Source organism: Microcoleus sp. F10-B2 (assembly GCF_036704965.1).
In the GTDB taxonomy this organism is placed as follows: domain Bacteria; phylum Cyanobacteriota; class Cyanobacteriia; order Cyanobacteriales; family Microcoleaceae; genus Microcoleus.
Genome location: NZ_JAUBTB010000002.1, coordinates 38,839 through 64,330 on the forward strand (window position 1 = coordinate 38,839; position 25,492 = coordinate 64,330).

General features: G+C 45.3%; 22 protein-coding genes. 13 read left to right on the top strand and 9 right to left on the bottom strand.

The features are described from left to right. Positions 1-154 precede the first annotated feature (154 nt). Complete coding sequence (locus tag QUA99_RS01075; protein ID WP_333234576.1) at positions 155-388, bottom strand: hypothetical protein; 234 nt, start codon at positions 386-388, stop codon at positions 155-157. Between the two features lie 69 nt (positions 389-457). Between QUA99_RS01075 and QUA99_RS01080 the strand changes: the two genes are divergently transcribed. Then, complete coding sequence (locus tag QUA99_RS01080) at positions 458-1,408, top strand: DNA polymerase beta superfamily protein (RefSeq protein ID WP_333234577.1); 951 nt, start codon at positions 458-460, stop codon at positions 1,406-1,408. 45 nt (positions 1,409-1,453) lie between these two features. Beyond that, the gene (locus QUA99_RS01085; RefSeq protein WP_333234578.1) at positions 1,454-2,215 is read left to right on the top strand and encodes a DNA polymerase beta superfamily protein; all 762 of its coding nucleotides are present in this window, start codon (positions 1,454-1,456) and stop codon (positions 2,213-2,215) included. Positions 2,216-2,375: 160 nt separating this feature from the next. On the opposite strand, the gene QUA99_RS01090 is transcribed toward QUA99_RS01085, so the two are convergent. Both QUA99_RS01090 and cobJ read right to left on the bottom strand, forming a co-directional pair. Then, the gene (locus tag QUA99_RS01090; protein ID WP_333234579.1) at positions 2,376-3,161 is read right to left on the bottom strand and encodes a hypothetical protein; all 786 of its coding nucleotides are present in this window, start codon (positions 3,159-3,161) and stop codon (positions 2,376-2,378) included. 931 nt (positions 3,162-4,092) lie between these two features. Continuing rightward, on the bottom strand, positions 4,093-5,847 hold the full coding sequence (gene cobJ, locus QUA99_RS01095) for a precorrin-3B C(17)-methyltransferase (RefSeq protein WP_333234580.1): 1,755 nt from the start codon (positions 5,845-5,847) through the stop codon (positions 4,093-4,095). A gap of 218 nt (positions 5,848-6,065) precedes the next feature. On the opposite strand from cobJ, the gene QUA99_RS01100 reads away from it, so the two are divergent. Continuing rightward, positions 6,066-10,004, top strand: coding sequence for a cobaltochelatase subunit CobN (locus QUA99_RS01100; RefSeq protein WP_333234581.1), 3,939 nt, complete (start codon positions 6,066-6,068; stop codon positions 10,002-10,004). Between the two features lie 211 nt (positions 10,005-10,215). On the opposite strand, the gene QUA99_RS01105 is transcribed toward QUA99_RS01100, so the two are convergent. Further along, the gene (locus QUA99_RS01105) at positions 10,216-10,872 is read right to left on the bottom strand and encodes a COP23 domain-containing protein (protein WP_333234582.1); all 657 of its coding nucleotides are present in this window, start codon (positions 10,870-10,872) and stop codon (positions 10,216-10,218) included. Positions 10,873-11,199: 327 nt separating this feature from the next. On the opposite strand from QUA99_RS01105, the gene QUA99_RS01110 reads away from it, so the two are divergent. The 4 genes from QUA99_RS01110 to QUA99_RS01125 all read left to right on the top strand — a co-directional run bounded on the left by QUA99_RS01110 (position 11,200) and on the right by QUA99_RS01125 (position 15,873). Continuing rightward, a complete protein-coding gene (locus tag QUA99_RS01110) occupies positions 11,200-12,897 on the top strand; it encodes an NAD(P)-binding protein (RefSeq protein WP_333234583.1) in 1,698 nt (565 codons plus the stop codon). 87 nt (positions 12,898-12,984) lie between these two features. After that, complete coding sequence (locus tag QUA99_RS01115; RefSeq protein WP_333234584.1) at positions 12,985-14,811, top strand: N-acetylmuramoyl-L-alanine amidase; 1,827 nt, start codon at positions 12,985-12,987, stop codon at positions 14,809-14,811. A gap of 12 nt (positions 14,812-14,823) precedes the next feature. After that, positions 14,824-15,288 (top strand): SH3 domain-containing protein, encoded by a 465-nt coding sequence (locus QUA99_RS01120; protein ID WP_333234585.1) that lies wholly within the window; start codon positions 14,824-14,826, stop codon positions 15,286-15,288. A gap of 378 nt (positions 15,289-15,666) precedes the next feature. After that, entirely contained in the window at positions 15,667-15,873 is a 207-nt protein-coding gene (locus tag QUA99_RS01125; protein WP_333234586.1) for a DDE transposase family protein, read from the top strand. A gap of 156 nt (positions 15,874-16,029) precedes the next feature. Here the strand turns inward: QUA99_RS01125 and ctpC are convergent, their stop codons facing one another. Further along, complete coding sequence (gene ctpC, locus QUA99_RS01130; RefSeq protein WP_333234587.1) at positions 16,030-17,385, bottom strand: carboxyl-terminal processing protease CtpC; 1,356 nt, start codon at positions 17,383-17,385, stop codon at positions 16,030-16,032. Positions 17,386-17,655: 270 nt separating this feature from the next. After that, on the bottom strand, positions 17,656-18,879 hold the full coding sequence (gene ispG, locus QUA99_RS01135; protein ID WP_333234588.1) for a (E)-4-hydroxy-3-methylbut-2-enyl-diphosphate synthase: 1,224 nt from the start codon (positions 18,877-18,879) through the stop codon (positions 17,656-17,658). A gap of 79 nt (positions 18,880-18,958) precedes the next feature. On the opposite strand from ispG, the gene QUA99_RS01140 reads away from it, so the two are divergent. From QUA99_RS01140 to QUA99_RS01165, 6 genes are all read left to right on the top strand, one after another. Further along, entirely contained in the window at positions 18,959-19,099 is a 141-nt protein-coding gene (locus tag QUA99_RS01140) for a hypothetical protein (protein ID WP_333234589.1), read from the top strand. Between the two features lie 74 nt (positions 19,100-19,173). Then, on the top strand, positions 19,174-20,520 hold the full coding sequence (locus tag QUA99_RS01145; RefSeq protein ID WP_333234590.1) for a serine/threonine-protein kinase: 1,347 nt from the start codon (positions 19,174-19,176) through the stop codon (positions 20,518-20,520). A 57-nt stretch (positions 20,521-20,577) separates the two neighbouring features. Then, a complete protein-coding gene (locus QUA99_RS01150) occupies positions 20,578-20,988 on the top strand; it encodes a hypothetical protein (RefSeq protein WP_333234591.1) in 411 nt (136 codons plus the stop codon). Beyond that, positions 20,988-21,470, top strand: coding sequence for a type II toxin-antitoxin system HicB family antitoxin (locus QUA99_RS01155; protein ID WP_333234592.1), 483 nt, complete (start codon positions 20,988-20,990; stop codon positions 21,468-21,470). Before QUA99_RS01150 ends, QUA99_RS01155 begins: the two co-directional genes overlap by 1 nt. Then, entirely contained in the window at positions 21,457-21,681 is a 225-nt protein-coding gene (locus QUA99_RS01160) for a hypothetical protein (RefSeq protein WP_333234593.1), read from the top strand. Before QUA99_RS01155 ends, QUA99_RS01160 begins: the two co-directional genes overlap by 14 nt. Positions 21,682-21,922: 241 nt before the next feature. Continuing rightward, a complete protein-coding gene (locus QUA99_RS01165) occupies positions 21,923-22,474 on the top strand; it encodes a Uma2 family endonuclease (protein ID WP_333234594.1) in 552 nt (183 codons plus the stop codon). Between the two features lie 128 nt (positions 22,475-22,602). Here QUA99_RS01165 and QUA99_RS01170 read toward each other — a convergent pair whose 3' ends face one another. From QUA99_RS01170 to QUA99_RS01180, 3 genes are all read right to left on the bottom strand, one after another. Continuing rightward, the gene (locus tag QUA99_RS01170) at positions 22,603-23,565 is read right to left on the bottom strand and encodes an Rpn family recombination-promoting nuclease/putative transposase (RefSeq protein WP_333234595.1); all 963 of its coding nucleotides are present in this window, start codon (positions 23,563-23,565) and stop codon (positions 22,603-22,605) included. A 118-nt stretch (positions 23,566-23,683) separates the two neighbouring features. Beyond that, positions 23,684-24,046 carry a hypothetical protein gene (locus tag QUA99_RS01175; RefSeq protein WP_333234596.1) on the bottom strand — a complete coding sequence of 121 codons (363 nt, stop codon included), beginning with the start codon at positions 24,044-24,046 and terminating at the stop codon, positions 23,684-23,686. Positions 24,047-24,211: 165 nt separating this feature from the next. Continuing rightward, on the bottom strand, positions 24,212-25,357 hold the full coding sequence (locus QUA99_RS01180; RefSeq protein ID WP_333234597.1) for a clostripain-related cysteine peptidase: 1,146 nt from the start codon (positions 25,355-25,357) through the stop codon (positions 24,212-24,214). Between the last annotated feature and the right edge of the window lie 135 nt (positions 25,358-25,492).

Genomic DNA, 25,492 nt, shown 5'->3' on the forward strand with positions numbered 1-25,492 from the left:
TTGGCGTTAAACAGCGGTTGGGCAGCACTAAACTCATCAAAATTCCGCCTACCACTTCCTGATAATCTGGCAATGCCTCAATCTCGAACTACTCTCGCAGCAACAATAAGAAACTATTAACCTTCAGATTAAACGCCTTGGGAATATTCGACTTCTACAACTGCACGTTTCCCCCATGCAACTCTTGCCTCAGTGCACGCTCTAACACCACCTCTTGCAAGTCCCTCACCGCTTCCCCATTGCGAATTGCTGCAATTGTCGGGTGAGTCTCGACAATCTCCAATACCTTCGCCTCAACTCGCTGGCGATATTCCTCCTTGATAATTAGACAATTTTCAACAAAGCCAAATTCGCGTGAAGCGAAGCTATCCCGAAGGGAATCGCCCAAAACCCCTTTTTCATACTACATATATGCTACACTAACATTGTAGCTCGTGCCCCCGCAGGAGGTTCCCTCATGGCAAATGCCAATCTTCCTCAAAATTTCAACTTAATCCTACCCGCAGGAACCCAAATTGTCACCAAAATAGAGGTCAAAAACCCCGCCGGCGACCAATCTTGGAAACCGGGATTAGTAGGCGTCATCGTTCAATCGCCTACGGACAATTCCCACGCATATTTAGTCAAACTCCCAGACGGAACACAAGTTAGTCTGCGGCGGCACGAACTCAGCATCCGCAAGCAGTTTCAGAGCGAAGGATTGCAGTCAGGAGGAGATTTTCTTGCAGAATACAACCTCTATGATTCTGTAATTTACCGCTGCATTGTTGGTTCGAGAGCTTACGGTCTTGATAACGAGCAATCCGATACAGACAGACGCGGGATTTACCTGCCGCCGGCAATACTTCATTGGTCGCTTTACGGCATTCCAGAACAATTGGAAAACAAGGAAAATCAGGAATGCTATTGGGAACTGCAAAAGTTTTTGATTTTGGCACTAAAAGCTAATCCAAATGTGCTAGAATGTTTGTACACCCCTTTAGTAGAAACGGTTTCTCCTGTAGCACAAGAATTGCTGGAAATTCGGGAAATCTTTCTTTCTCAATTGGTTTATCAAACTTACAATAGCTACGTTTTGTCTCAATTTAAAAAAATGGAGCAAGACCTCCGCAATACCGGGGAAATTCGTTGGAAGCACGCTATGCACTTAATTCGCTTGCTGCTGTCAGGAATTACGGTGCTCAAGGAGGGGTTTGTACCGGTTCGGGTGCAGGATTATCGATCGCAACTTTTATCTATCCGCAACCAAGAAATATCCTGGGATGAGGTAAATCGCTGGCGGTTGAGCTTGCACGGTGAGTTCGATCGCGCTTTTGCTGCAACTAAATTGCCAGAACGTCCTAATTACGAGAAAGCGAACCTGTTTTTGATTAAATCTCGTAGAGGTGCGATCGAAATCGGATCTTGAAATCGCTTCTTGTGAAACAAAGCCCGCCTGCATGGACTAGAATAAATGACAGAATACATCTCGAATCTCGCCCAAATTATATCAGTTCGACCTTATCCGCTGCTGTTTGCGACTGTCAGCGGTTCGCACTTATACGGCTTTCCTTCCGCAGATTCTGACTTCGACTTGCGGGGAGTACACATTTTGCCGCTACCGAAAGTAATTGGACTGATTTCTGGAGAAGAAACAATCGAAGTTTCTGAGGTGCGGGAGGGAATGGAAATAGATTTAGTAACTCACGACATCAAGAAATTTTTTGAGTTGCTGTTGAAGCGCAACGGCTACGTGCTAGAACAACTGTATTCGCCGCTCATAGTTTACAGTACAAAGGAACACGAGGAATTAAAGGATCTCGCCTCGAACTGCATTACCAAGCACCACAGCCACCACTATCTCGGTTTTGCTAAAACTCAATGGAAACTGTTTGAGAAAGAACGCCCACGTAGGGTTAAGCCGCTGCTGTACGTTTACCGGGTGTTGCTGGCTGGGATTCACTTGATGCAAACGGGGGAAGTCGAGGCGAACTTGGTCAAACTTAACCAGAAATTCCAATTGTCGTATATTCCTGATTTGATCGATCGCAAGCTGGCTGGGGAGGAAAAATCTGTGCTGGAAGATACAGATATTGAATTTTATCAGCAAGAGCGCGATCGGCTAATTAATATATTAGAAGATGCAAGTTTTACAAGTCATTTGCCGTCAAATCCTAATGCAAAGGTTGTTCTTAGCGATTTTCTGGTAAAGGTGAGGATGTCATCTGTGAACTAAGCTGTTCCACGCCTAATTAGTCGTTTGGTGCAGCAAGTAGCTTACATATTAGTCATTTGGTGCGCCGAAGAGCGCAGAACCACATAAACCGGGTTGTTTATTGCGATTAAAGACCCAAGTGCAGTATTTTCGTCATCCATCAAACCCGGTTTCAAGTGATTTACCTTAATAGCTTTCTGTTTGCTGGTTCGCTAAAGGCAGGTAGGCCTATATTTTGATGCTCGGTAACTGGTGTGTTTTTTCCTTGTATGTAAATATTCAAACTTACCCCGCCTAAATATGTCTTAATATATGACATCAAGGCGTGGATAAATACAACGATGCCCAGCATTTCTAACAACTCTTCAATGGTCGTTAACATCACGTAGGATAGATTCCCGGGTCCTATTGTATAAACTATGTATCCCCCTAGCATTTCCACTCCGATTGCTCCTCCAATATAAAGAGCGGTGGCTGCAACAAACAATTTTCTCGTAGATACAGGAAGGTGCAACAGAAACTTAATGTAGGACACCAGAAATATCGCTACTAGAAAACCCATCGGCACAATCCAAGTAAAGTAAAGAAATCCTGTGGCATTTATCAGGTTTCGCATCGGGTCAATCAATTTTTCGTGCAATTGACCAATTTCGTCTACAGATATATATAAAAAAATGAATGATAAAATTTTCCAGTGATGCTGGTAGCGACAGCTATCCAAATTTTTCGCATAGGCGATCGCACCCAGCAAGAGAGAACTAAACAGCAATGCCAAAAATGAGTAGAAGGTTGGAATGTTCCGCTCGTAATCAACGTTGAATGCCTTTGCGAAGTAATCTCTAGACGGGTAATCCGGCAAGAAGTACAAAGTCATCTGACTTAAAAAAGATAGTACAACTAGACAGGCAACCACTCGCAGCAGCAACTGGGTTACAGCTCCTGGAGTTAGAGGAATTTGGAATTTCATTTTCTCTTAACGGTTCTCTTAACCTTGGTTTAAAGGTATGCTATCAAAAAAAATGTTTTTTCGGTATATCTACAGATAGAGAAGAGTCATCCCGGTGAAGGCGCTCTTTTTTTTTACCGTAAGATTACTGCAAGATTAAGGAATTTAGCCGATATCGATCGCCATTGACTTTACTATTGCTATATAAAATTACTTTGTTTTCTGAGATGTAAATTATAGAGATCCAAAAATGAAGCTGAAATCCTTAGTACGGTTGAATCGATATCTAAATTAGATCGATGTCTGCAAGAAAAACTCGGCTTCAGGAAGCCGAGATCCCTCAGTACCGAGAATTTCTGCAATCAAAGGCGATCTCATCTAAATCTCTGTAACCGCTATGAGATGAAATAACAGACCGATCGAGCGATCCGCCATTATATCAATTCCGGCTGCACCGGAATGATAAGCGAGGACACGGCGCCGTGTCCCTACAATCGATCGATTGTAGGGACTTAGGAATGAGAATTAAATAACTTACACTCTTGAAAGTGGGGAGTAGGGGTTGGGCTCTTATAGCCCGCCCTTTTTGGACGGGCGGGACGCCCATCCCACCATAACAATTAAAATTGTAAGTTATTTAATTCGGGAGCATCTCATATTTGTAAAAACAGTTCTTCTGGCTCCTTCCTTCTTCCTTCTGACTCTTTTCTCCTGGCTCGCAGCAAGAGGGACTCCTAACTCCAATTTCTAGCTTGGCTACTTTCATTGAGATGCTCCCTTTAATTCGCGATCCTTATGCCAAGCCGTGTCCTCCGTTTATATCATTCCGATGAAGAGCGGAATTGATATTATTTGTTAAAGTAGACTCCGCCCAGCGATATCAAAATATCTCTTTTTCAAAGTCAATTAGCTGTCAGTCAATTGCTGATTTCCGAAGTTTTTGCTGCTTGACTTATTTTTCATACCTGCGCGGCGTGTAAACCCAAACATCTCCATATTTGCGGGGAATAATCCGAGTTTGACTCGAACCGACAATCACTAAAGTTCTCATGTCGGCGTCTTGCGGCTGGAATTCGCCGAGGGTGCAAACCCGCACAGATTGGCCTGGCCGGCCGAGGTTTCGCCCTAGGATGACAGGGGTTTTAGCATCGCGACTTTGCAACAAAATCTCGATCGCCCTTGCGAGTTGCCAAATCCGCTGTTTCGAGATCGGATTGTAAAATGCGATCGCGAAATCTGCGATCGCAGCGGCCGAAATCCGCTGTTCTATGACCTCCCAGGGCTTGAGAATATCCGAAAGGGAAATCACGCAAAAATCGTGTCCGAGGGGTGCTCCGATCGCAGCAGCGGCCGCCTGCATGGCTGAAATGCCCGGTGCTACCCGAATATCGATGCCTTGCCATTCGGGTTTGGCGTCAAAGTCGATCGCCTCAAACACCGCTGCCGCCATCGCAAAAATACCCGGATCTCCCGACGAAACGACGGCGACAGATTTTCCTGATGCTGCTAAATCTAGGGCAAAACGGGCGCGATCGATCTCTTCCCGGTTGTCGGAATCGTGCCGCTTTTGCCCTTCCCGCAGGGTTCCGGCTAAGTCGAGATAGAACTTGTAACCCACCCAATCCGTGGCTTCGCGCAGAATTTCCTTAACTTCCGGGGACATCCAGGGCGCGCCTCCCGGGCCGGTACCGACGATCGCCAGTTTGCCCCGGCTAACTCCGATCGTGCTAGCATCTATGGGTTGGGCGGCTAGGGCGATCGCGCAATTCAGGGATAAATTGCGATCGCATTCGGTTAAGTGACTGTTTGCACCGGCTGCTGTCTGGGCAATTTGTGCGGCCTGATTTTCGATGAATTCAATTGAGTCTAATTCGACAAGTTCGGAGAGATTGAAAAAGCGGACGGGGACTTTGAAAAAATGTGCTATCGCCTCAAGTGCCGGATTTCCCATCTCATGTTTTAATGCAAAGAATCCAGCAACGGAAGCTGCTGCTAAACCTGCTTTTTCCAAGACTTGCTGCACTAATGAAACCGCTATTTCCGGCTCAATATTCGATAGCTTTGTCAGTGCAACTGCCACAATTTGCGGATGGTAAACTAAACAATCGGGCGTTGGCGCAATTGCTTTTTCGGTGACGCGGATAGTCAATTTTGCGTCGGGGGCGATCGGCAAATTGCTCTCGGAAAGCCAGCTTGCAGCCCCTTCTAGGCGTACTTTTGCCCCGGCGAGCAAATTTGAAATAAAAGTCTTCGCGTCCTCTGGATTCGCTAAATAATAGCCTTGGGGAGGACTCAGCAGCGCGGTGCGAAACCGGATATCTCCGGTGGTGGTAATTGCAGGTTGTACGCCGAGGGCTGCTGCAATCTCTCTGGCCAAATCATTAACGCCGTGCAAACCGCCCAGCAGCGGTACGACGGCGCTTCCGTCTTCTGCGACGGCTAAAACTGGCGGTTCGGCGCGTTTGTCTGACAGCAGCGGGGCGAGGGTGCGGATAATGATTCCGGCGGCGCAGATAGCGATGATTGGGGTTTCTGTTGCAAATAATTCCCGCAATGTTTCGCCGAAGTTGCTAAAGTTGATGTCTGTGTTGGAAGTGCGATCGATTAAACCGTAAATCTGGGAACCGGGGAAATGTGCGGAGATTTTTTTGGCGATCGGTTGGCTGTTTTGACCTAAGATAACTATTGCGGGAGGAACTCGAACCATTTTAGATTTTAGATTTTAGATTTTAGATTTTATGAGAGTTGCGACGGAAATTAGGAATTGATAATTGATAATTGGTAATGTAGGGGCGGGTTCGCCAAGGTCTGCAATACAACACCAGAAATCTACTAAACCCGCCCCACCCCCACCGAGGATGCTATCTAATATAATATAACCTAATTAAAACAGGCTACAATCAATAAATATTTCGAGGTTTTGTTGTGAAACGCATTGTCTTAATTGCAGGGTTTGAATCTTTCAATGCCGATTTGTACCGGAAAGCTGCCGAGTTGGCTGTTTCTGGCTGTCAGGGATTGGAAGTACGGGTTTTTAGCGATCGGGCCCTGGCAGATGAACCCGATGCTGTAGCAGCCGCCCTCTCTAATGCTGATGTGTTTTTCGGGAGTTTGCTGTTTGATTACGATGCGGTAATGTGGCTGCGGGAAAGGGTGCAGAATATTCCGATTCGCCTGGTTTTTGAGTCGGCTTTGGAATTGATGAGTCTTACTCAAATCGGTGCTTTTAAAATTGGCGACAAGCCCAAGGGAATGCCGAAACCGGTTAAGTTTATTTTGGATAAGTTCGGCAATGGGCGAGAAGAAGATAAGCTGGCTGGTTACATTAGTTTTTTGAAGGTTGGGCCGAAGTTATTAAAATATGTGCCGGTGCAAAAAGTGCAAGATTTGCGCAACTGGCTGATTATTTATGGTTACTGGAATGCGGGCGGTGCGGATAATATTGTCTCGATGTTTTGGATTATTGCCGAAAAGTATTTGGGGCTGAAAGTAGCAGAAATTCCGCCGCCTGTGGAAACTCCCAATATGGGTTTATTGCATCCTGATTATAATGGTTATTTTGAATCGCCTCGGCAATATTTGGATTGGTATCTGAGTTATCAAGGTGCTAGGGGCGGGCAAGATGCCCGTTCCACAAAAGAGGCTAGACATCTTGATAAAAATAGTTATAACGGGCAAGATGCCAGTTCCACAAAATTTGAGATTAATTTGTCTGAAAATTTAGACCGGGTTTTTAACGGGCAAGATGCCCGTTCCACAAAATTTGGAAGCAATTGGTTGGCAAATTCATATCGAGTAAAATCTCCGGTTGTGGGCATCTTACTTTACCGCAAGCACGTTATCACCAAACAGCCTTATATTCCTCAATTAATTCGCTATTTTGAAGCGGCGGGAATTGTGCCTTTGCCGATTTTTATCAATGGCGTTGAAGGCCATGTGGCTGTGCGGGATTGGATGACGACTGCTGATGAAACTGCGCGGCGAAAACAAGGCAATATTGAAACTCTTTCGCTTTCTAAAGATGCTGTGGAAGTTGATGCGATTGTTTCTACTATTGGCTTTCCGCTAGTTGGCGGGCCTGCTGGTTCGATGGAGGGTGGAAGACAGGTGGAAGTTGCTAAGCGCATTTTAACTGCTAAAAATGTACCTTATTTTGTGTCCGCACCTCTGCTGATTCAGGATATCCATTCTTGGACTCGTCAGGGGATTGGAGGTTTGCAAAGTGTGGTATTGTATGCTTTGCCTGAGTTGGATGGCGCGATCGATCCTGTACCTCTGGGCGGTTTGGTGGGTGAGGATATTTATCTGGTGCCCGATCGCGCCAAACGCCTGACAAGTAGAATTAACAATTGGGTGAAACTACGCCAAACTCCGCCATCTGAAAGGAAAATTGCGATTATTCTCTACGGGTTTCCTCCCGGTTACGGGGCGGCGGGTACGGCTGCTTTATTAAATGTACCGAAATCGCTGCTAAATTTCCTGCACAAACTTCAAGAAGCAGGTTATACAGTTGGAGAAATTCCGGCTGAGGGTGAGGAGTTAATTCGCAGGGTAAAAGAGGCGGATGAAACTACTTGTGACGGGCAAGATGCCCGTACCACAAAAGAGACTGTTAATGTCAAAACTTTAGAAAAATGGCTGGGCTATCTGTTAACAAGTCGCATCGAAAAACAGTGGAAATCTTTAACTGGTACGGGCATTAAGACAGAGGGTGATGAGTTCCAAATCGGTGGCATTCTACTGGGGAATATTTGGATAGGTTTGCAGCCGCCGCTGGGAATTTCGGGCGATCCGATGCGCTTAATGTTCGATCGCGATTTGACACCTCACCCTCAATACGCTGCTTTTTACAAGTGGCTGCAAAATGATTGGCAAGCTGATGCTGTGGTTCACTTCGGAATGCACGGCACTGTTGAATGGTTGCCGGGATCTCCTCTGGGAAATACTGGCTATTCTTGGTCGGATATTCTGTTGGGAAGTTTGCCCAATCTTTATATCTACGCCGCCAACAATCCCTCGGAATCTATGTTAGCCAAACGGCGCGGTTACGGTGTTTTGATTTCTCACAACGTGCCGCCATACGGTCGCGCGGGCTTGTACAAGGAATTGATAGCTTTGCGGGATTTGATTGCGGAATATAGAGAAGATACTGCAAAAAATTATGTGCTGAAAGAGGCTATTTGCAAGAAAGTATTAGATAGCGGTTTGGAGGCTGATTGTCCGTTTGAGGATGCTCGCAAGTTAGGAATTGCTTTTAGTTTTGAAAATGTTGGAATGTTCAGTGCTGATGCTTTTAACCGCTATCTTGTGAAGCTTTACGAGTATTTGCAGGTGGTGGAATCTCGCTTGTTTTCTTCTGGTTTGCACGTTCTCGGGGAAGCGCCTAATTCTGAGGAAATGACCTCTTATCTTGAGGCTTATTTTGGGGATAGGTTGTCGGAGGAACAGGTGAAAGCAATTGTTTCACAAACAAGCACAGGCATCTTGCCTGTGCCACAAACAAGCACAGGCAAGATGCCTGTGCCACAAGAGGGGTTGGGTGGGGTTTTTGAGGAGGGTTTGTTGGTGCGGGATTTGTTGTTGCAAACCTCGGATGAGTTGACTAATCTTTTGCGGGGTTTGAATGGGGAATATATTCTGCCTGCACCGGGTGGGGATTTGTTGCGGGATGGGGCTGGGGTGTTGCCAACTGGTCGGAATATTCATGCTTTAGATCCTTATCGGATGCCTTCCCCTGCTGCTTATGAAAGGGGCAGCGAAATTGCTCTAAAAATTATTGATAAGCACCTTAAGGAACATGGGAACTATCCTGAGACTGTGGCGGTGATGTTGTGGGGTTTGGATGCGATTAAAACGCGGGGCGAATCTATTGGAATTCTGCTAGAATTGGTGGGGGCTGAACCTCTTAAAGAAGGTACTGGACGAATTGTTCGCTATGAATTAAAACCGTTAGCTGATGTCGGTCATCCCCGGATTGATGTGTTGGGAAATCTTTCGGGGATTTTCCGTGATAGCTTTGTGAATATTATTGAATTGTTGGATGATTTGTTCGTGCGGGCGGCGGATGCTGATGAACCGGAATCGGAGAATTTTATTCGCAAACACGCTTTGATTTTGCAAGCACAAGGCGTCCAGAATTATTCGGCAAGGTTGTTTTCTAATCCGGCTGGTGATTTTGGTTCTTTGGTTAACGATAGGGTTGTTGATGGTAGTTGGGAATCCGGAGATGAGTTGGGGAAAACTTGGGAAAGTCGCAATGTTTTTAGTTACGGGAGAAAGGATAAGGGGGAAGCGAGGCCGGAGGTTTTGACTCAGTTGTTGCAAGGGTGCGATCGCATAATTCAAGAAATTGATTCTGTTGAATACGGTTTGACTGATATTCAAGAGTATTATGCGAATACTGGCGGTTTGAAGAAAGCCGCAGAAAAGCAGCGCGGCAAAAAAGTCAATACCAGTTTTGTCGAAAGTTTTTCTCAGGATACAACTCCTCGCAATTTAGAAGATTTGCTGCGTTTGGAATATCGAACTAAGTTGCTGAATCCTAAGTGGGCTAACGCGATGGCAAATCAAGGTTCGGGCGGCGCTTATGAAATTTCGCAGCGCATGACGGCGTTAATTGGTTGGGGGGGAACGGCTGATTTTACTGATAGTTGGGTTTACGATCGGGCGGCTGATACTTATGCTTTGGATGAAGATATGGCGCAGAAGTTGCGCGAGGCAAATCCTGAAGCTTTTCGCAATATTGTAGGGCGAATGTTGGAGGCTAACGGGCGGGGTTTTTGGCAGCCGGATGCGGATAAGTTGCAGCAGTTGCGCGAGTTGTACGAGTTAACTGATGAGAAGATTGAAGGGGTGACAGTGTAGTGTTTTTAATATAAATATTTAGGGGCGGGCTAGAAGCCCACCCCACAATAGTTTCCAAATTTTTCAGGTGCAAGCATTGGAATTAATATTACCTACAGCCAGGACACGGCAGTGCCGTGTCCCTACTATTAATCGCGGTAGGGACACGGCACTGCCGTGTCCTCTATGTCATGTCTGAATGCAACCGGAAACGATATTAGAGGCGCGGCTATTAAATACCTCGATCGCCCTGCGGTTTTGCTACAGGAACTGACGGTTTATTATTGGGAGAATTAAAAGCTCGATCGACCATATCTCCAAAGGGAACAAACTGCGGTGCAGACGATTGAGCTCCGGTTCTGAACGTTGTAACTGGCCCGCCGCCGTCTTGGGCAAAATTAATCAATCTCGTTAAAGCTTCACCGGGATTTTTAGCATTGCGCTTGTCTAGGGTGAACAGCAGATTTTGAGAGTTGCAGCGCCCCCGTCCGTTCACGTAACAAACTACGGGCAAGTTATTAACAATTCCTGTTGTTAACTGCAAGTTTGCTAATCTTCCGCCATTCTCGGCAACAGCTTTGGTCAATCTATTGGAAACAATTTGACAGCGCTGCCAAGGTGTATATTCGCGGCCGAACTCGGTAGATTTCCACAAAATCATCGGATCTGTCGTGACATTTCCCCGCCGCGCAATTGTGACAAAATTCCGGCCGGAAGTAACGCACTGAAAGGTTGTTCTAGTGCTATTCCCAGAGTTGCTGGTTGCTGCTTGCACTTGGCTTGCAAAGGCTACAGTACCGGCGAAAACTAAAGCGGATGCTAATAAGGGTGCAGTCAATTTCATAATAACTTCTGCCGCTAAGGCAGCTAAATTTATGTAGGAAGTCATAGTTGCAGGGATAGGGCAGTGTCGTGTCCCTGCCTATTCAGATTCTGCTGGTTGGCTGTTGCACCCGGATATTTTTCAAATATTAAATTAGGTTAGTTGCACCTCATTTCTGTAGGTACATGGCAGTGCGGTGTCTTTTTTGCAAAAATTGGCAACGCGGCTGTAGAGGCATCGCACTGCCCTCTCCTTGTTTCAAAACTTCGGGGCCACTGCGGCACAAGCATCCTAGATAGTGTTTTTAGCTACATTTTACAAAGCCAGGAGAGTCAACAATGGTAAATAAAATTACAAAGGACAGCTCGGAAATTGGCTGGCAAATAACTTTTTATGAAACCTCGAATCATTGTTTGCGGGTTGGGTCACACGGGACACAAGATTTTTTGTTTGTTGAGACAGCAAGGAGCGATTGTGGTTGGTATTAGCGATCGCCCAATTCGCAGCGAAACTTCTGATGTGGTTGTCGGCAATTTGCAAGCAGCTTCTACTTTGCTGGCGGCGGGCATTCAAAACGCTAACACTTTGGTAATTGCAGGAGACGATGATGCTGTGAATTTGGCAATTTTGATGCAGGCGAGGATTCTCAATCCGAGGATTCGCATTATCAACAGATTGTTCAATACTAGCTTGGGCGACAGACTCGATCGCACTTTGCCCGATCACGCTTCCATGAGCGTTTCATCATTGGCTGCTCCGGTTTTTGCCTTTGCCGCTCTCGGAAGTCAGGCGATCGGACATTTGCGTTTGTTCGATCGCACTTGGCCGATTCACGAAGAATATATCGATGAAAATCATGCTTGGAAAGGCCGGAAGTTGAGCGATTTGTGGAACGATCGTTCGCGAATGTTGATTTATTATCTGCCGGCTGCTAACAAAATTGATTTAGTATCGGCGGTGCTTGCCGAGCGGCAATGCCAGCAGGGCGATCGGCTAATTGTTGCCACTCAGCCAACTGTGCGTAGCCCCCAAAAAAAATTAAGTCAAAAACTCCTCAAAATCTTAACTAACCTGCGCCGATTTCAGCAGCACAGCCAAGCAGCAGTAATTGTTGTACTGACACTTCTGTCAATGATTGTAGTTGCTACTGCTACCTATATTTGTGTTGACGATAATATCTCAATTGTTGATTCTCTCTATTTTTCAGTAGGGATGATTACCGGAGCCGGAGGCCATGAAAAAGTTGCCGAACAAGCTCCCGAAAGCATTAAAGTATTTACAGTTGTCATGATGTTAGTTGGAGCAGGCATCATCGGCATCTGCTACGCACTGCTCAACGACTACGTATTGGGAACTCGTTTTACTGAATATTGGGATGTAGCGCGAGTTCCAGGGCGCAGTCACTACATAATTTGTGGACTCGGCGGCACGGGAATACAAATTGCGAAAGAACTCCACACTAATGGTTTTGAGGTTGTGGCGATCGAGCAAGATCCGAACTGTCGGTTTTTAAGTATGGCTCGCTCTCTCAAAATTCCGGTTATTCAAGGAAGTGCTAGTGTTCCCGCCACTTTAGAAGCTGCTAATATTAAGCAAGCGGCATCTCTTTTGGCAGTTACTAGCAACGATATGTCTAATTTAGAAATTGCCTTAAGTGCTAAAGGATTAGCACCAAAACTACCAGTTATTGTCCGCAATCAAGACTCTCATTTTGCTTTGATGGTGCAGCAAGTTTTTGAGTTTGAATCTGTGTTGAGTTCGACGGAATTGGCGGCACCTGCTTTCGCGGCGGCAGCTATTGGAGGGCGAATTTTGGGCAACGGGATGACTGCCGATCGCCTTTGGGTTGCTTTGGGTACATTGATTACACCGGCACATCCTTTCTGCGGCCACCGCATTCAAGATGCTGCTATGTCTGCTGATTTTGTGCCTTTGTATGTGGAAACTAATTGTCAAACTATTCACGGTTGGGATTTGCTGAATAGTTGTTTGAGTGCGGGAGATGTTTTGTATTTGACGATGCCGGCGAATCGCCTCGATCGACTGTGGATAAACACCTCGGAATTAAAAGTTAAAGATTTTACCCGGTAATTTAGACAATTTGCAATTATAAACCTGATAGAATTGGGCAAGTATAGTAAAAAGAACAAACAGGTTCTCAATTAGCTGCTATTTAGAATGAGAAAATTTTTAGGATTAGTTGTGTTTGGGATGATAATGGCGATCGCCTCTGTAGCTGTGGCCGCTCAACCTTTGTTTGTCGCTTATCCTCCCGCTAACCACAAAACTACAGCCGATCGCATCTTTTTAATCGGCACAGCGCCCGCACCGGGACAAGTTTTGGTAAATGGCAACCAAATTTCGCGCACCGCATCCGGGCATTTCGCCCCGACTTTTCCGCTGCAACTCGGCGAAAATGTCTTTACCTTGCGTTACGAAAATCAGGAAGTCAAAGTTAAGGTGACGCGCGAGTCTAATCAGCCGGAAGCCCCTGTAGGATTGGCTTTTGCTAAAGATTCCCTGACGCCGAAAGTCGATGTCGCGAGTTTGCCGGGGGAATATATTTGCTTTGGGGCGATCGCACCTGCGAATGCTCGAGTTTCGGTAAAATTGGCTGGCGTTACTATTCCTTTAAAAGCGCGATCGCAAGTCGAACTACCCGACAACAAATCTGTACTGTTAGGTGAAAACTCCCCCATCAAAAAAGGCGGCAGCGAACAGTATCAAGGCTGCGGGAAAACCCCCCCCAACCCCCCCTTGCTAAGGGGGGGCGATGAGTCTAACTCCTCGCTACCAAAAGGAGAAAAAATTGATTTAGGAGTGCCTGTATTTGAGCTAACAATGAATGATAAAACTATCAGCCAGCAGGGTACTGGCAAGATTTCTATTCTTTCTCCGGCTGACTTAGAAATAGCCGAAGTAACAGCAGATCCTGGGGTCGCCAGAACCGGAGCGAGTACAGATTTTTCTCGGATGACACCGCTGCCCAAGGGAACGCGAGCAACAGTTATCGGGCGCGAGGGAGAATGGGTCAGACTTGATTACGGTGCTTGGATTAAAGCCTCGGAAGTGCGAATTGTCCAGGATTCAGTGCCTCCGCGATCGATTATTCGCAGCGCCAGTTCGCGTCAAGTTTCCGGCTGGACAGAGGTCTTATTTCCCTTAGAAACACCCGTGCCAGTCACCGTGCAAGAAGGAGAACGCACCTTCACTTTAACCCTGTACAATACTACTGCTCAAACTGACATTATTCGCGTGTCTAATGACCCCGTAATTTCGCGTTTGGAATGGCAACAAATCTCGCCGCTGCAAGTACAATACACTTTTAATCTCAAATCAGCCCAGCAGTGGGGCTATAAATTGAGATACGAGAGCACAACTTTAGTGCTGTCTTTAAAACACCCGCCGGCGAATACAAGCATGATGCCTGTATCGCAAGCAAAACCGCTGTCGGGAATTAAGATTCTCATCGATCCGGGACACGGCGGGCCGGAGGATTCTGGTGCTGTGAGTCCAGTGGGAATTAGGGAAAAAACTGTAGCTTTAACAGTGTCGAAATTGGTGCAACAGGAATTGGTAAATCGCGGCGCGAACGTGCTAATGACGCGGGTAGAAGATGTCGATTTGGATTTGCCGCCGAGGGTGGAAATGATTCAAAAAGAAGAACCTGCGATCGCAATTTCACTTCACTACAATGCTTTGCCCGATAACGGGGATGCCATTAAGACTAAAGGTGTCGGCGCTTTCTGGTTTCACCCGCAAGCGCACAGTTTGGCAATGTTTTTGCACAATTATTTAGTTGCCAAGTTGAACCGTCCGAGCTATGGTGTATTCTGGAACAACTTAGCCATGACTCGTCCTGCGGTTGCTCCATCTGTTTTAATGGAATTGGGATTTCTGATCAATCCCGAAGAGTTTGAATGGATTGTGAATCCGACAGAACAGAAGAAGTTAGCTGAGGCGATCGCCCAAGGTGTTACCGAATGGTTTGCCTCTGTCAAATAACAGTTAGTAGTAATGACTGAAGTCCTTCTCAAAAAGTTCACAGTCAGGACTTCAGTTCGGCAAATTCAAGGAAATGAAATAATGCTAATCTTTACTCAATCAAAAGCCTTTTTTATTGCAGCCGCAGTTGCAACTTTTAGCTTCTCGCTTTACAGCTTTCCTGTTTTCGGGAAGCAGCAAAGTCTTGCTCCCGCAAAAGCAGAAGCTTTAAAAAAGCAAACTCAATGCTCGTTTATTACGGGTAAAGGTGGCGCTGTTAACATTCGCAAAGGCCCAGGCAATCAGTACCCGGTTGTTGCTAAATTGAAAAGGGGAGACGGAGTTAGGGCCCTCAGCAGACAAGGTAATTGGGTGAAAATTGCGGCCAGATTTTCGGGTAATCCTCCTAATGAAACTTTTACCATCCTTGACGGTTGGGTGAACAATCAATTTATTAATGGCTGTTCCGAAGACCAATTTGACAGGTGGCGGCAATAGAGAATTTGGTTTGTAGTAAGGATTTGAGTCCTGAGTTTAGATGAAGACTAAAGTCCTCACTACAAACCCAACTGGGAAAGTTTTAAAAGCGGTACAAAAAAGCCGATCGCCCTGCTTCATTCTTGCACTGGATTTTAGACTAAGCTGTTGTGCATTTAAATAGGGTATAGTAGAATATTTATTTATTAAATTTTTACAAAAATGCCAGCCAAAAATCATCTCAATCCAAAACAGATAGAGAAACCAAAGAAAGCTTTAAAAGAGCAAAAACACGGGGATATCAGAGGATTGTATCACAGTTTCAATGCACAACACCTTACTTGATATAATTAGCCAATGGCTTAGTTAGTATCCAGCTTTGATTTGACGAATTTAGCTATGACACAAACACCAAAATTTTATATTGTCAAACGTCCTGCCGGTTATTGCGAAATTTTGCCGTTGGCGGAGCCCTCGCAGAGGATCGCCCAGCTCGAAGAACAAAACCCCAGTATTATTGAAAAGTGGGGCCCTTACGATTCGCCCGAAGATGCCATAGCCCGCCGCATCGGATTAATTCGCGCCGGAAAATGCCAGCCGCAATGACGGATTGCGATTGCTTTCCTCCGAATCGCGAAAGCTAACGTGACTTGCAATGAAGGATTGCCAGAAATAGCGAAGCATTCGAGTTTAAAATCTGGGCTTTTAGCCGTACTTCTTCCCCCGAATGCTTTTTTTTAACTGACATCCTACACAAGTTTTCTACTTCGATTTAGAAGGTGCTGCACTCGGTTTTGCCTGCGCCGCAGTCGGCTTAGGTGGCGCTGCATTCGGTTTCGACTCCGCCTTATCATTCCCGGTTTTACCAGTAACTTGCTTGGTCAAAACTTCCATAGCTTTCGCGTACTGCGGATCGGCCGTTGTAGCAATTTTATCGCGATCGCGCCTCAATTCCTGTTTTTGAGCCTCGGTGAGTTCTACTTTAAAATCCGGTTCAATCCCGGCGTGGTTGATATCAGTGCCGTTGGGAGTAAAATACTTGGCAATTGTCACCGCTAAACCGGCACCATTTCCCACGCCGCGTACTGACTGAACTAAACCTTTACCAAATGTCTTTGTCCCCACTAAAACCGCGCGCTTGTTGTCTTGCAAAGCGCCGGATAGAATCTCGCTAGCACTTGCTGAACCTCCGTCTACCAGTACCACTAACGGTTTGTCTGTGAGCTCTCCCTTATTTGCCGTTTGTCTATCGGCTTCACCTACTCGATCGACCGTCGAGACGATCGTACCTTCTTTGAGCCACATCCGAGCAATTTCAATACTTCCGTACAGCAAGCCGCCGGGATTGGAACGCAAGTCTAAAATATAGCCCGTTACTTTTTTCTGTTCCAAATCCTTAATTGCCGATCGCATTTCCGATGCAGCATTGGCACTGAACTGATTTAAGCGAATATAGCCGACTTCTCCGATCGGGGTTTTCTGCACCGACTTCCGCACGGGATGAATTTCTATTTTAGCGCGTTTCAGCTTAAATTCTAATTCCTTGCTTCCACGCAAAATCGTCAGCGTCACCTCAGTATTCGCCTGGCCGCGAATCAAAGTTACCGCTTGATTCGTATCCATGCCTTCTGTGCTCTTGCCGTCAATCTTAGTAATAATATCTTTTGCCAGAATACCAGCACTAAAAGCAGGGGTATCTTCGATCGGCGAAATCACCACCAACTTTTTGGTTTCCTCATCTTGAGTCAACTGAATCCCAACCCCTGTCAGTTCCCCAGAAGTTTCAACCTGCATATTCTTGAACTCTTGAGGATCCATAAACCGCGTATAAGGATCGTCAAGCTTCTTCAGCATTTCCCGAATTGCTTTGTAAGCTTCGTCGTCGCTGGTATAAGTCCGGTTCAAATAATCATTCCGCACCGCTTTCCAGTCAACCTGGTTAAAAGTGCCATCCACATAGCTTTTGTCAATAATCTGCCAAACTTCATCAACCAACTCTTTAGGGCTTCCCCGAAAAGAAGCCAGAGATTTAGAACTGCAACCAGTGTTCGCAAGAGTTACAGCAGTGAGTACCACTGCTGCTGCACTTAGAACAAGCCCTCGTTTTGTTATAACCATTTGTCTGACGCGCGGGAGGAAAAGAGTTCAGAATAATTACGCTCAATCTAACACAGGCAAGGCCGGCTCGCGTTTGGCGCACATAATATTATTCCACTTTGCCGAGTTGTATTCCTTTGACCACAGGCAAGATGCCTGTGCCACAACAACTCTTGTGGGGTGGGCATCTTGCCCGCCCCCGAAGCCACAGGCAAGATGCCTGTGCCACAACAACTCTTGTGGGGTGGGCATCTTGCCCGCCCCAAACCTCAAAACTAAATCCAGTCAAGCCTACTCAGGTTCGACCCAGCGATCGTCCGATTTAATCAAGTCAATCAATTCTGCCACCCCTCGGTCTTCCGGGACTTTCTTAATTTCTTCCCTGCCCCGGTACAGCGAGATATAACCCGGCTGCTTCCCGACGTAGCCGTAGTCAGCATCAGCCATTTCTCCCGGCCCATTGACAATGCAGCCCATTACTGCTACGTCCAAACCCGTGAGATGCTTCGTCGCCTCTCTCACTTTGTGTAACACTTCTTCTAAATTAAACAAAGTGCGGCCGCAGGAAGGACAAGCCACATACTCAACCATCGTTTTCCGCAGTCCCAAGGCTTGCAGAATGCTGTAGCAAACGGGAATCTCCTTTTCCGGGGCCTCTGTCAGCGAGACGCGGATGGTGTCGCCGATACCGTCAGCTAACAAAGGTGCCAGGCCTGCGGTGGATTTGATGCGGCCGTATTCGCCGTCTCCTGCTTCCGTGACGCCCAAATGCAGCGGGTAATCCATGCCGAGTTCGTCCATCCGGTGCACCATCAAGCGGTAAGCAGCAACCATGACGGGCGCGCGGGAGGCTTTCAGGGAAAGTACAATATTTCGGAAGTCGAGGGATTCGCAAATTTTGATGAATTCCAGGGCAGATTCTACCATGCCTTCGGGGGTGTCGCCGTAGGTAAACAGCATCCGTTCGGCGAGGGAACCGTGATTGACGCCGATTCGTAAAGCTTTGCCTTGGTCGCGCAGGGAAATCACCAGAGGTTCCAGGGTTTCGCGGATTTTTTCGCCAATTTCCGCGAATTCGGCGTCGGTGTATTCGGTTCTGTCGGCTTTCGGCTTCTCGAACACGTAAAGTCCCGGATTGATTCTCACTTTGTCTACGTGTTTCGCCACTTCGAGGGCAATTTTCATGCCGTTGTGGTGGACATCGGCAACGAGGGGCACGGGTTGGTAGGTGGCGTGCAGTTTTTGCTTGATTTCGGCTAAAGCTTTGGCGTGGGCCATGCTGGGCACGGTGACGCGGACGATTTCGCAGCCAATCTCGTGCAAGCGGCGAATTCCGGCGACTGAACCCTCGATGTCGAGGGTGTCTTCGTTAATCATCGATTGTACGACGACGGGGTTGCCGCCGCCGATCGTGACGCTACCGACTTTGACCGGCCGGGTTTTGCGACGTTTGATGGTGGTGTCGAAAATCGGTTGGCTAGATGCGGTTTTAGTTGGATTTGGTAGAGTTTGCATAAGTGATTGCTAGTGTTCTGTTACCAAGCTCTATAAAATTCTGTTTCCTATTTTTCAGGTTGCCATAGAAAGGGTCTATTTGGACAAAGAGGTTTTGGGATTTAGGATTCTTAATGGGATTGTGGCGAATTTGTCGATCGAATTATGTGGGAAAAGGGCGATCGAACTAAAAGCCAACCATCACCGGGAAGGCGAACTGAAGTTGGGCCCCTGGAACTAAACCGAACTTAGAAAATACAGTTAAAATACAGGCTATGCCGAGATAAAAATTAATATTGGTTGGCGGTGAGGAGAATGGTTTGGACACCGGGGCAGGGGTTATATGGCGATCGGTATATCATTGAAGGCAAGTTAGGTGAGGGCGGCTTTGGCATCACCTACCTGGCGCAGAAGGCGCAAAACAGGCAGCGGGTTGTCATCAAAACGCTGAAAGATGAATTATTGAGCGATCGAAATTTTGCCCGGTATCGGGACAGATTCCGCGATGAGGCGGTAAAGCTATCTGTGTGCAGGCATCCCAATATTGTACAAATAGACAACTATTTCGATCACGGTAATTTGCCTTGCATTGCGATGGAATATGTGGCACGAGAAGATTTGTGGAAATGGGTGGAAAGGCACGGTATTTTGTCAGAAACCGAAGCTTTGAACTACATCCGCAAAGTGGGAGAAGCCGTAATAGTAGTTCACGAAAAAGGTTTGCTACATCGGGATATCAAGCCACAAAACATTATGGTGCGTGACAATCAAGATGCAGTTTTGATTGACTTTGGTTTGGCGCGGGGTTTTATTCCCAATCGCACTCAACAAATGACTTTTGGATTAACACATGGTTTTGCGCCTCTCGAACAGTATGCGGAAAGTGGCAGATTTGCTGAGTACACAGATGTTTATGCTCTGGCGGCAACGCTATACTATATGCTAACGAGAACACCACCAACTGCTGCATTTATGAGGGCTTTAAATCATCCTTTAAAGCCGCCGTTTCAGATTAATCCTAATATTAGCGATGCGGTGCATCGGGCAATTATGAAAGGGATGGAAATGAATGAGAGAAAGCGCCCTCAGTCGGTTCAAAAATGGTTGGCTATGCTTCCCCAACCTACCCTTGGTAATTGGTGGCAAATAGGGGGTGTTTTGCCAACGATTCCTAGCCCGCAGCCAGCGCCACAACCTGTAAAATTGATTTCAGCAAAAGGAGTTGATTATCGTCAACTCGATCGGCTGTTGGCTAGCGGAGAATGGAAAAAGGCGGATCAGGAAACGACGAATAAGATGCTGGAAGCAGCAGGCAGAACAGAGGAGAGGTTGCTCAGCATTGAAGATATCGATCGATTCCCCTGTGAAGACTTACGAACTATTGACCAACTTTGGGTAAAATACAGTAACGGACGTTTCGGCTTTTCGGTGCAGAAACGCATCTATGAAAGTCTGGGGGGAACCAGGGAATATGATAAAAAAATTTCGGAAGCTTTTGGCGATCGGGTGGGTTGGCGTGTGAATAGTAAGTGGTTGCATTATATAGATCTCAAATTTAACACCAAAGCACCAGAAGGTCACCTCCCAGGCCGAGGATATAAGGGGGGGTTAGCTTATGGCTTGTTAAATCTCTTCTCTCGCGTCGAGACTTGCAAGGTGTAACATCTAAAGGTTTCAGAACTTTGTTAACTGCGGATAGATTAAAGCCACTCGAATAAAATGTTAGAAAAAGGTGCAATAAGTGGCAGACCTTTCAATCCCTCGAAAGCTGGCGGAAAGATTCTCAACTTATCTTATCAAAATGTTAAAATTACTGATAAAGGCGTTGGCTTAGTTGAAGCTCATGTTCGCAGATTTAATCCAGTTGGTGAAGCTGAGCTAAGAATGGTTGACAGGTTAAGACGTATCACCACCCAAACCCTTGTAGCTGAGCCTGTTGATTTACGCTTTTATACTCACGAGTTACGCGAGTATCTCAGGTATAAAAAGCTTGGCTACCCAACTGGACAACCAGCCGACCCGGATCAGGCTTATGAACTTTGGAACAATGCTCACACAGCTACTCTGGAAGATTATAAATTAAAAGAAGGATTCGGCGTTTTATTTCATCCGAGCGTAGAGGAATTTTGATGAAAAACCTAACTCAATTAACCCAGCTTGAATTAGTGCTGCTGGAATTAGTAGCTAAAGGTCAAGGAAAGTGGAGTTGGTACGAACTCGCGAATGCACTTTCCCGTCGAGATGTACCGCGAGAACCTGACATGATGGTTGTATTAAAAAAACTGGCTGCTGATGGCTTGGTTAAACGATATGTAGAAACAAATTCGCCTCGTGACAGATGGGAATTGACGCCAGAAGGGTCTATGGTGTTGGCAAACCCAAAAGCAGATAGTCAAAGCAGAATTATACGTTATGCAATTGCCATCCAGAAATCAGAAAGCAATTATTCTGCTTATGTTCCAGATTTACCCGGATGCGTAGCAACAGGTACAACTATCGAGGAAGTCGAACAGCAAATTAAAGCAGCAATAGTTTTTTATTTACAAGAGTTGCGTCAATCTGGTTCGTCTATTCCTGAAGCGAGGACTTTATGCAAATATGTTGAAGTTTAACTTAGAAACCAGATTTGTAGTTTGCATTAATAATCAAGACTATCAAGCATCATTGGAAGTGCGAAAAATATACCAAATAATACCGGATAATCGCGCTGCGAAACATCAATTTATCCGAGTCATTGATGAATCAGGTGAAGATTATTTGTATCCAGTCGCATATTTCGTACCCATCGCATTGCCGAAAGCCGTAGAAGCAGTATTTGCATAGATTGCACCCGGCGGTTGAAACCGATCGTGCACAAACAAAGTCTGCCTCCGCAGACAAGCGAAATCGAGGAGGCATTTAAACCAAATTCGATATCATAGCAAATCCTGCTTTAATATCGGGTTGATTCTTCAGTCCACCTCTGCTAGGACTTCGTTTGACAAGAAACGATTTCAATCGCCGATCGCCTAAAATCAAAAATCAGCTACAATAAAAAATTAAAAAGCAATCAAAAAACATCGCCATGAGCGTAATTGCAGCCAAATGGACGATCGCCCAATACCACCAAATGATATCTGCGGGCATCTTGGAACATCGGCGCGTAGAGTTGCTAAAAGGAGAAATTGTAGAAATGTCGCCGGAAGGAGAACCCCACGCCTATTTTAGCAGCGAGGCAGGAGCATATCTGATCCGGCTGTTAGGCGATCGCGCTACAATCCGATCGGCAAAACCCATTACCCTTCCTAACAACTCGGAACCAGAACCAGATATTGCGATCGTACAGCCCTTGGGCCGCACATACCTCGAACATCACCCCTATCCAGAAAACATTTTTTGGCTGATTGAATACTCTGATTCCACTCTCATCAAAGACTTGGAGACGAAAACGAAAATCTATGCTGAAGTCGGAATCCCCGAATACTGGGTAGTTAACCTCAAAAACAGACAGTTGGTCGTATTTCGAGACCCCCAAGACGGAGATTACGGTTCCAAATTCACCCTAACAGGTGGAACAGTTAACCCGATCGCATTTCCCGATGTAATTATATCCGTAAGTGCGATCGTCAGCAATTAAGGCAATTCTCCTATGATTTAAAGCAGGTTTGATAGAGGTAGAGCGAGATTTGCCGTTGGGTGGGAGCGGGTTTATGAGATTATGGGTCAAAGGCACAGATTGTTTGTAAAACTCGCCCCTCCGAGAATTCATCCCGCCGCCGACTCCAACCACGCGATCAAATCCTCTTGACTCCTAAAATCCAACAAAGCCTCTCCTAAATCATCTAACTGTTCCCCAGATAACCCCTGGATGCGAGTTTGAACTTCCTGTGTTACCTCACCCACCCGCCGCACTATCTGACGCATAATTAATCCTATTTCCCCCTCAATTTTACCCCTTTCGATTCCTTGTTCGATTCCTTGTTGTATTCCCTGTTCAATCCCCTGTTGTATACCAATTTCTATCCCTTTCATCACAGACCCGATTTGGTCTTGAATAAACATTTCTCGTTTGTCTACATCATTCAATTCGTCTAGTGTCAAATTTGCTCGGTTGGCAATTCCCAGCGCGGTATTAATCTCTTCAACAGACCCCAATGTATCGGGTACTGCTTCCAAAGAGGGCGCATTCTTCATAAAATAAATCCATTTTTCCGGCAGACTTTCGAGCTCATTCAATTCTTTTTTGAATTTCGGTAACTCGACAAACACTAACTTTAACTCGCAGTTGGGATAGACGAATTTCTCTTCGGTTTCTGTGAATTCAAAATGAGAAATTAGTTTTTCGGTGTTTTCAAATAAGATAAAGTCGGTGATGGTTAAAGCAATGACAGGATTTAACTTTAAATAACCTTCTCCGGCTTTGAGTTGAGTAGAATAGGTTTTGGCTGCATTGTATACTACCCGTTTTTCAAAGGCGGCGACGTTGAGTACCTGCATTTCCACAATCACGGTTTTGTTCCCGGTAATCTTGGCTTTGACATCCAAGTAAGTGTCTTTCAATCCTGTAACGCTTCCGGCTGAATAAGGGTCAATAATTTCTAATTCTTGGATAGTTGGTTCTCCGTTATACAGCATTGCATTTAGGAAGCTGATTAAAATTTCTGGATGTTCGGAAGAAGCGAATATTTTTTTGAATGCAAAGTCTGTTTTGGGGCTGATGAAACGCATATTATAGAAGGAAGAGGGAAGAGGGAAGAAGGAAGAAGGACAATGCAATATTTTAGGGATTTTTAGGTTGGTAGTTGCGCTTTACCACCCTTAGCGCAACTACGAAGTTTTTCAATTATCAGCCTGTGGCTTCAGTAGTAGCAGGCGACATAACTAGCTTTCCAGTTATATCCATCGTCGCAAGCTTCAGCACTTCATTAAAAGCTAAACCCCGAATTTTGAGTTCCCACCGAATGCCTTTTGCTTTCATTCGCTTGGCTTTCCGCATATCGACATCAGCAGCTTTTTGATGCAAGAGCAAATATTTCATTGCTGCTGTAGCTTCTACTTTTGTGGGAAATGCAATATAAGTGATAAATCCGCCGTCCCAGTGATTGGCGTTGCGGACGCTGCTGATAGTCGCCACTCTCGGACTAAAGCGGTTCCAGTAAAAGTCGCTGTAGCCGATCGACTCTGTTTTTACTTGGAGTTTGTTTGCCATTTGACTTAACTCCTATAATTTTGTGTGCGGGGTTGGCAGCAGGGCTTTAATTCTGCTATTTATATTATAGCATTGGGAAGTGGGAATTGGGAGCGAATGCTGGCTGTTGTTTTACCTCCCAGACTGCTTCTGTGAAGTCGGGAAAGTAAAATATCCCCCATACCTTTAGTTCTTTTTTGTCTCGAATACAACTGCCTCAAAAAGCTCTACAAGCTTTAAGTCTGAATAAACCGATAAATACAAATACTTTTCCAGTTTCTGCCGATTTCTAGGTAAGAATAAACCTAAGCCTGATAAATTTTTATACTTATGCCTAATTCTTGAGTCCAGTAATTCACCATTCTGTTGCACTCTCTGAATTAGAAAATTATTTAAAAATAACAATAAATCGTTACAGGCTGACGGACTTGCACCTGATAATTGGGTAAGTTTTTGTAAAAAGTTTGCGAAATCAACAAAGGTTTCTCCAAAGCTACGATAAACTACTACAGTAGTGTTATTGGAAAAATTGACTTCAGCTCCTAAAATTGAGGATATAAAAACTTTCACTGGCGCAATATCTGCTTGCAAAATAGAATCAATCACAACATTAACTTTTTCGGTAAAGTAGCGGAAATAATGATTGTTAGTTAATGTCAAACTATGGTACATATCCGCCTGTTCATAATCCATAATCTTTTTAGCTAGCTGACAACCATCAATGTCTGGATAATCGATCAAATAACTTAACAATTGCTCATAATAGTAATTTGGCGCTCCAAGTTGCAGTTGAGATGAAAGCGTATACTTAGCAGTATTTTGGAAGGTATGGTGTACTTCAATATTTCCTTTATTACAATTTTGGAAAAATAATAATTCTAGATTTCTCTTTACAGAGCGGTTAAAATTCAATATAACTTGATTTATTTTTTGAAGATTCATCCATCTAATTTCTGAAATTAAAGGGGAGGTGGGATGTTCGTCGGGGCTTATTTCCATAAGCGTTCCACTATGACCTAAAAACACAATAGCCCAGCGTTTGGCTTGAAATTGAGATTGGGCCCAAGTCAGATACTCACTCAAGACTTCTGCACTACTACTATCTGCTGTTTCTAAGTATTGCGTATCAACTTTACCTTGGCTAATGAGGCTTCTAGAAACTTGTGATGCTCCACTAACGTCTGATTGTACGACTACCAAAACCTTGTCATTTTTTACACCTTTACTTAGCATTTGAATAATTGGTTGCCCGAATCTTGAGAGATTATTGTCATAGGGCATCCAGTATAGTAATATCCAGTCATAATGATTTTTGACCGTACTTCCAAGCATATATTGGTCTCCCGAGTAATATATTGTCCCTATTAAAGAACTCATGCTTACTGTTATTAATTTTAGTGCTTCTCTCCTTTTCACTTTTTTGGCTCCTGATTGAGGATATTCAGCTTTTTTTAGACTGTATTTTTT

Coding starts and splice junctions, on each gene's coding strand:
- QUA99_RS01120 (WP_333234585.1), top strand. CDS start 14,824: ATGACTGAAGTCCTTCTCAAAAAGTTCACAGTCAGGACTTCAGTTCGG.
- ctpC (WP_333234587.1), bottom strand. CDS start 17,385: ATGGTTATAACAAAACGAGGGCTTGTTCTAAGTGCAGCAGCAGTGGTA.
- QUA99_RS01175 (WP_333234596.1), bottom strand. CDS start 24,046: ATGGCAAACAAACTCCAAGTAAAAACAGAGTCGATCGGCTACAGCGAC.
- QUA99_RS01115 (WP_333234584.1), top strand. CDS start 12,985: ATGAGAAAATTTTTAGGATTAGTTGTGTTTGGGATGATAATGGCGATC.
- QUA99_RS01165 (WP_333234594.1), top strand. CDS start 21,923: ATGAGCGTAATTGCAGCCAAATGGACGATCGCCCAATACCACCAAATG.
- QUA99_RS01090 (WP_333234579.1), bottom strand. CDS start 3,161: ATGAAATTCCAAATTCCTCTAACTCCAGGAGCTGTAACCCAGTTGCTG.
- QUA99_RS01105 (WP_333234582.1), bottom strand. CDS start 10,872: ATGACTTCCTACATAAATTTAGCTGCCTTAGCGGCAGAAGTTATTATG.
- QUA99_RS01155 (WP_333234592.1), top strand. CDS start 20,988: ATGAAAAACCTAACTCAATTAACCCAGCTTGAATTAGTGCTGCTGGAA.
- QUA99_RS01110 (WP_333234583.1), top strand. CDS start 11,200: ATGAAACCTCGAATCATTGTTTGCGGGTTGGGTCACACGGGACACAAG.
- QUA99_RS01160 (WP_333234593.1), top strand. CDS start 21,457: ATGTTGAAGTTTAACTTAGAAACCAGATTTGTAGTTTGCATTAATAAT.
- QUA99_RS01085 (WP_333234578.1), top strand. CDS start 1,454: ATGACAGAATACATCTCGAATCTCGCCCAAATTATATCAGTTCGACCT.
- QUA99_RS01080 (WP_333234577.1), top strand. CDS start 458: ATGGCAAATGCCAATCTTCCTCAAAATTTCAACTTAATCCTACCCGCA.
- QUA99_RS01125 (WP_333234586.1), top strand. CDS start 15,667: ATGACACAAACACCAAAATTTTATATTGTCAAACGTCCTGCCGGTTAT.
- QUA99_RS01180 (WP_333234597.1), bottom strand. CDS start 25,357: ATGCTTGGAAGTACGGTCAAAAATCATTATGACTGGATATTACTATAC.
- QUA99_RS01150 (WP_333234591.1), top strand. CDS start 20,578: ATGTTAGAAAAAGGTGCAATAAGTGGCAGACCTTTCAATCCCTCGAAA.
- QUA99_RS01170 (WP_333234595.1), bottom strand. CDS start 23,565: ATGCGTTTCATCAGCCCCAAAACAGACTTTGCATTCAAAAAAATATTC.
- cobJ (WP_333234580.1), bottom strand. CDS start 5,847: ATGGTTCGAGTTCCTCCCGCAATAGTTATCTTAGGTCAAAACAGCCAA.
- QUA99_RS01145 (WP_333234590.1), top strand. CDS start 19,174: ATGGTTTGGACACCGGGGCAGGGGTTATATGGCGATCGGTATATCATT.
- ispG (WP_333234588.1), bottom strand. CDS start 18,879: ATGCAAACTCTACCAAATCCAACTAAAACCGCATCTAGCCAACCGATT.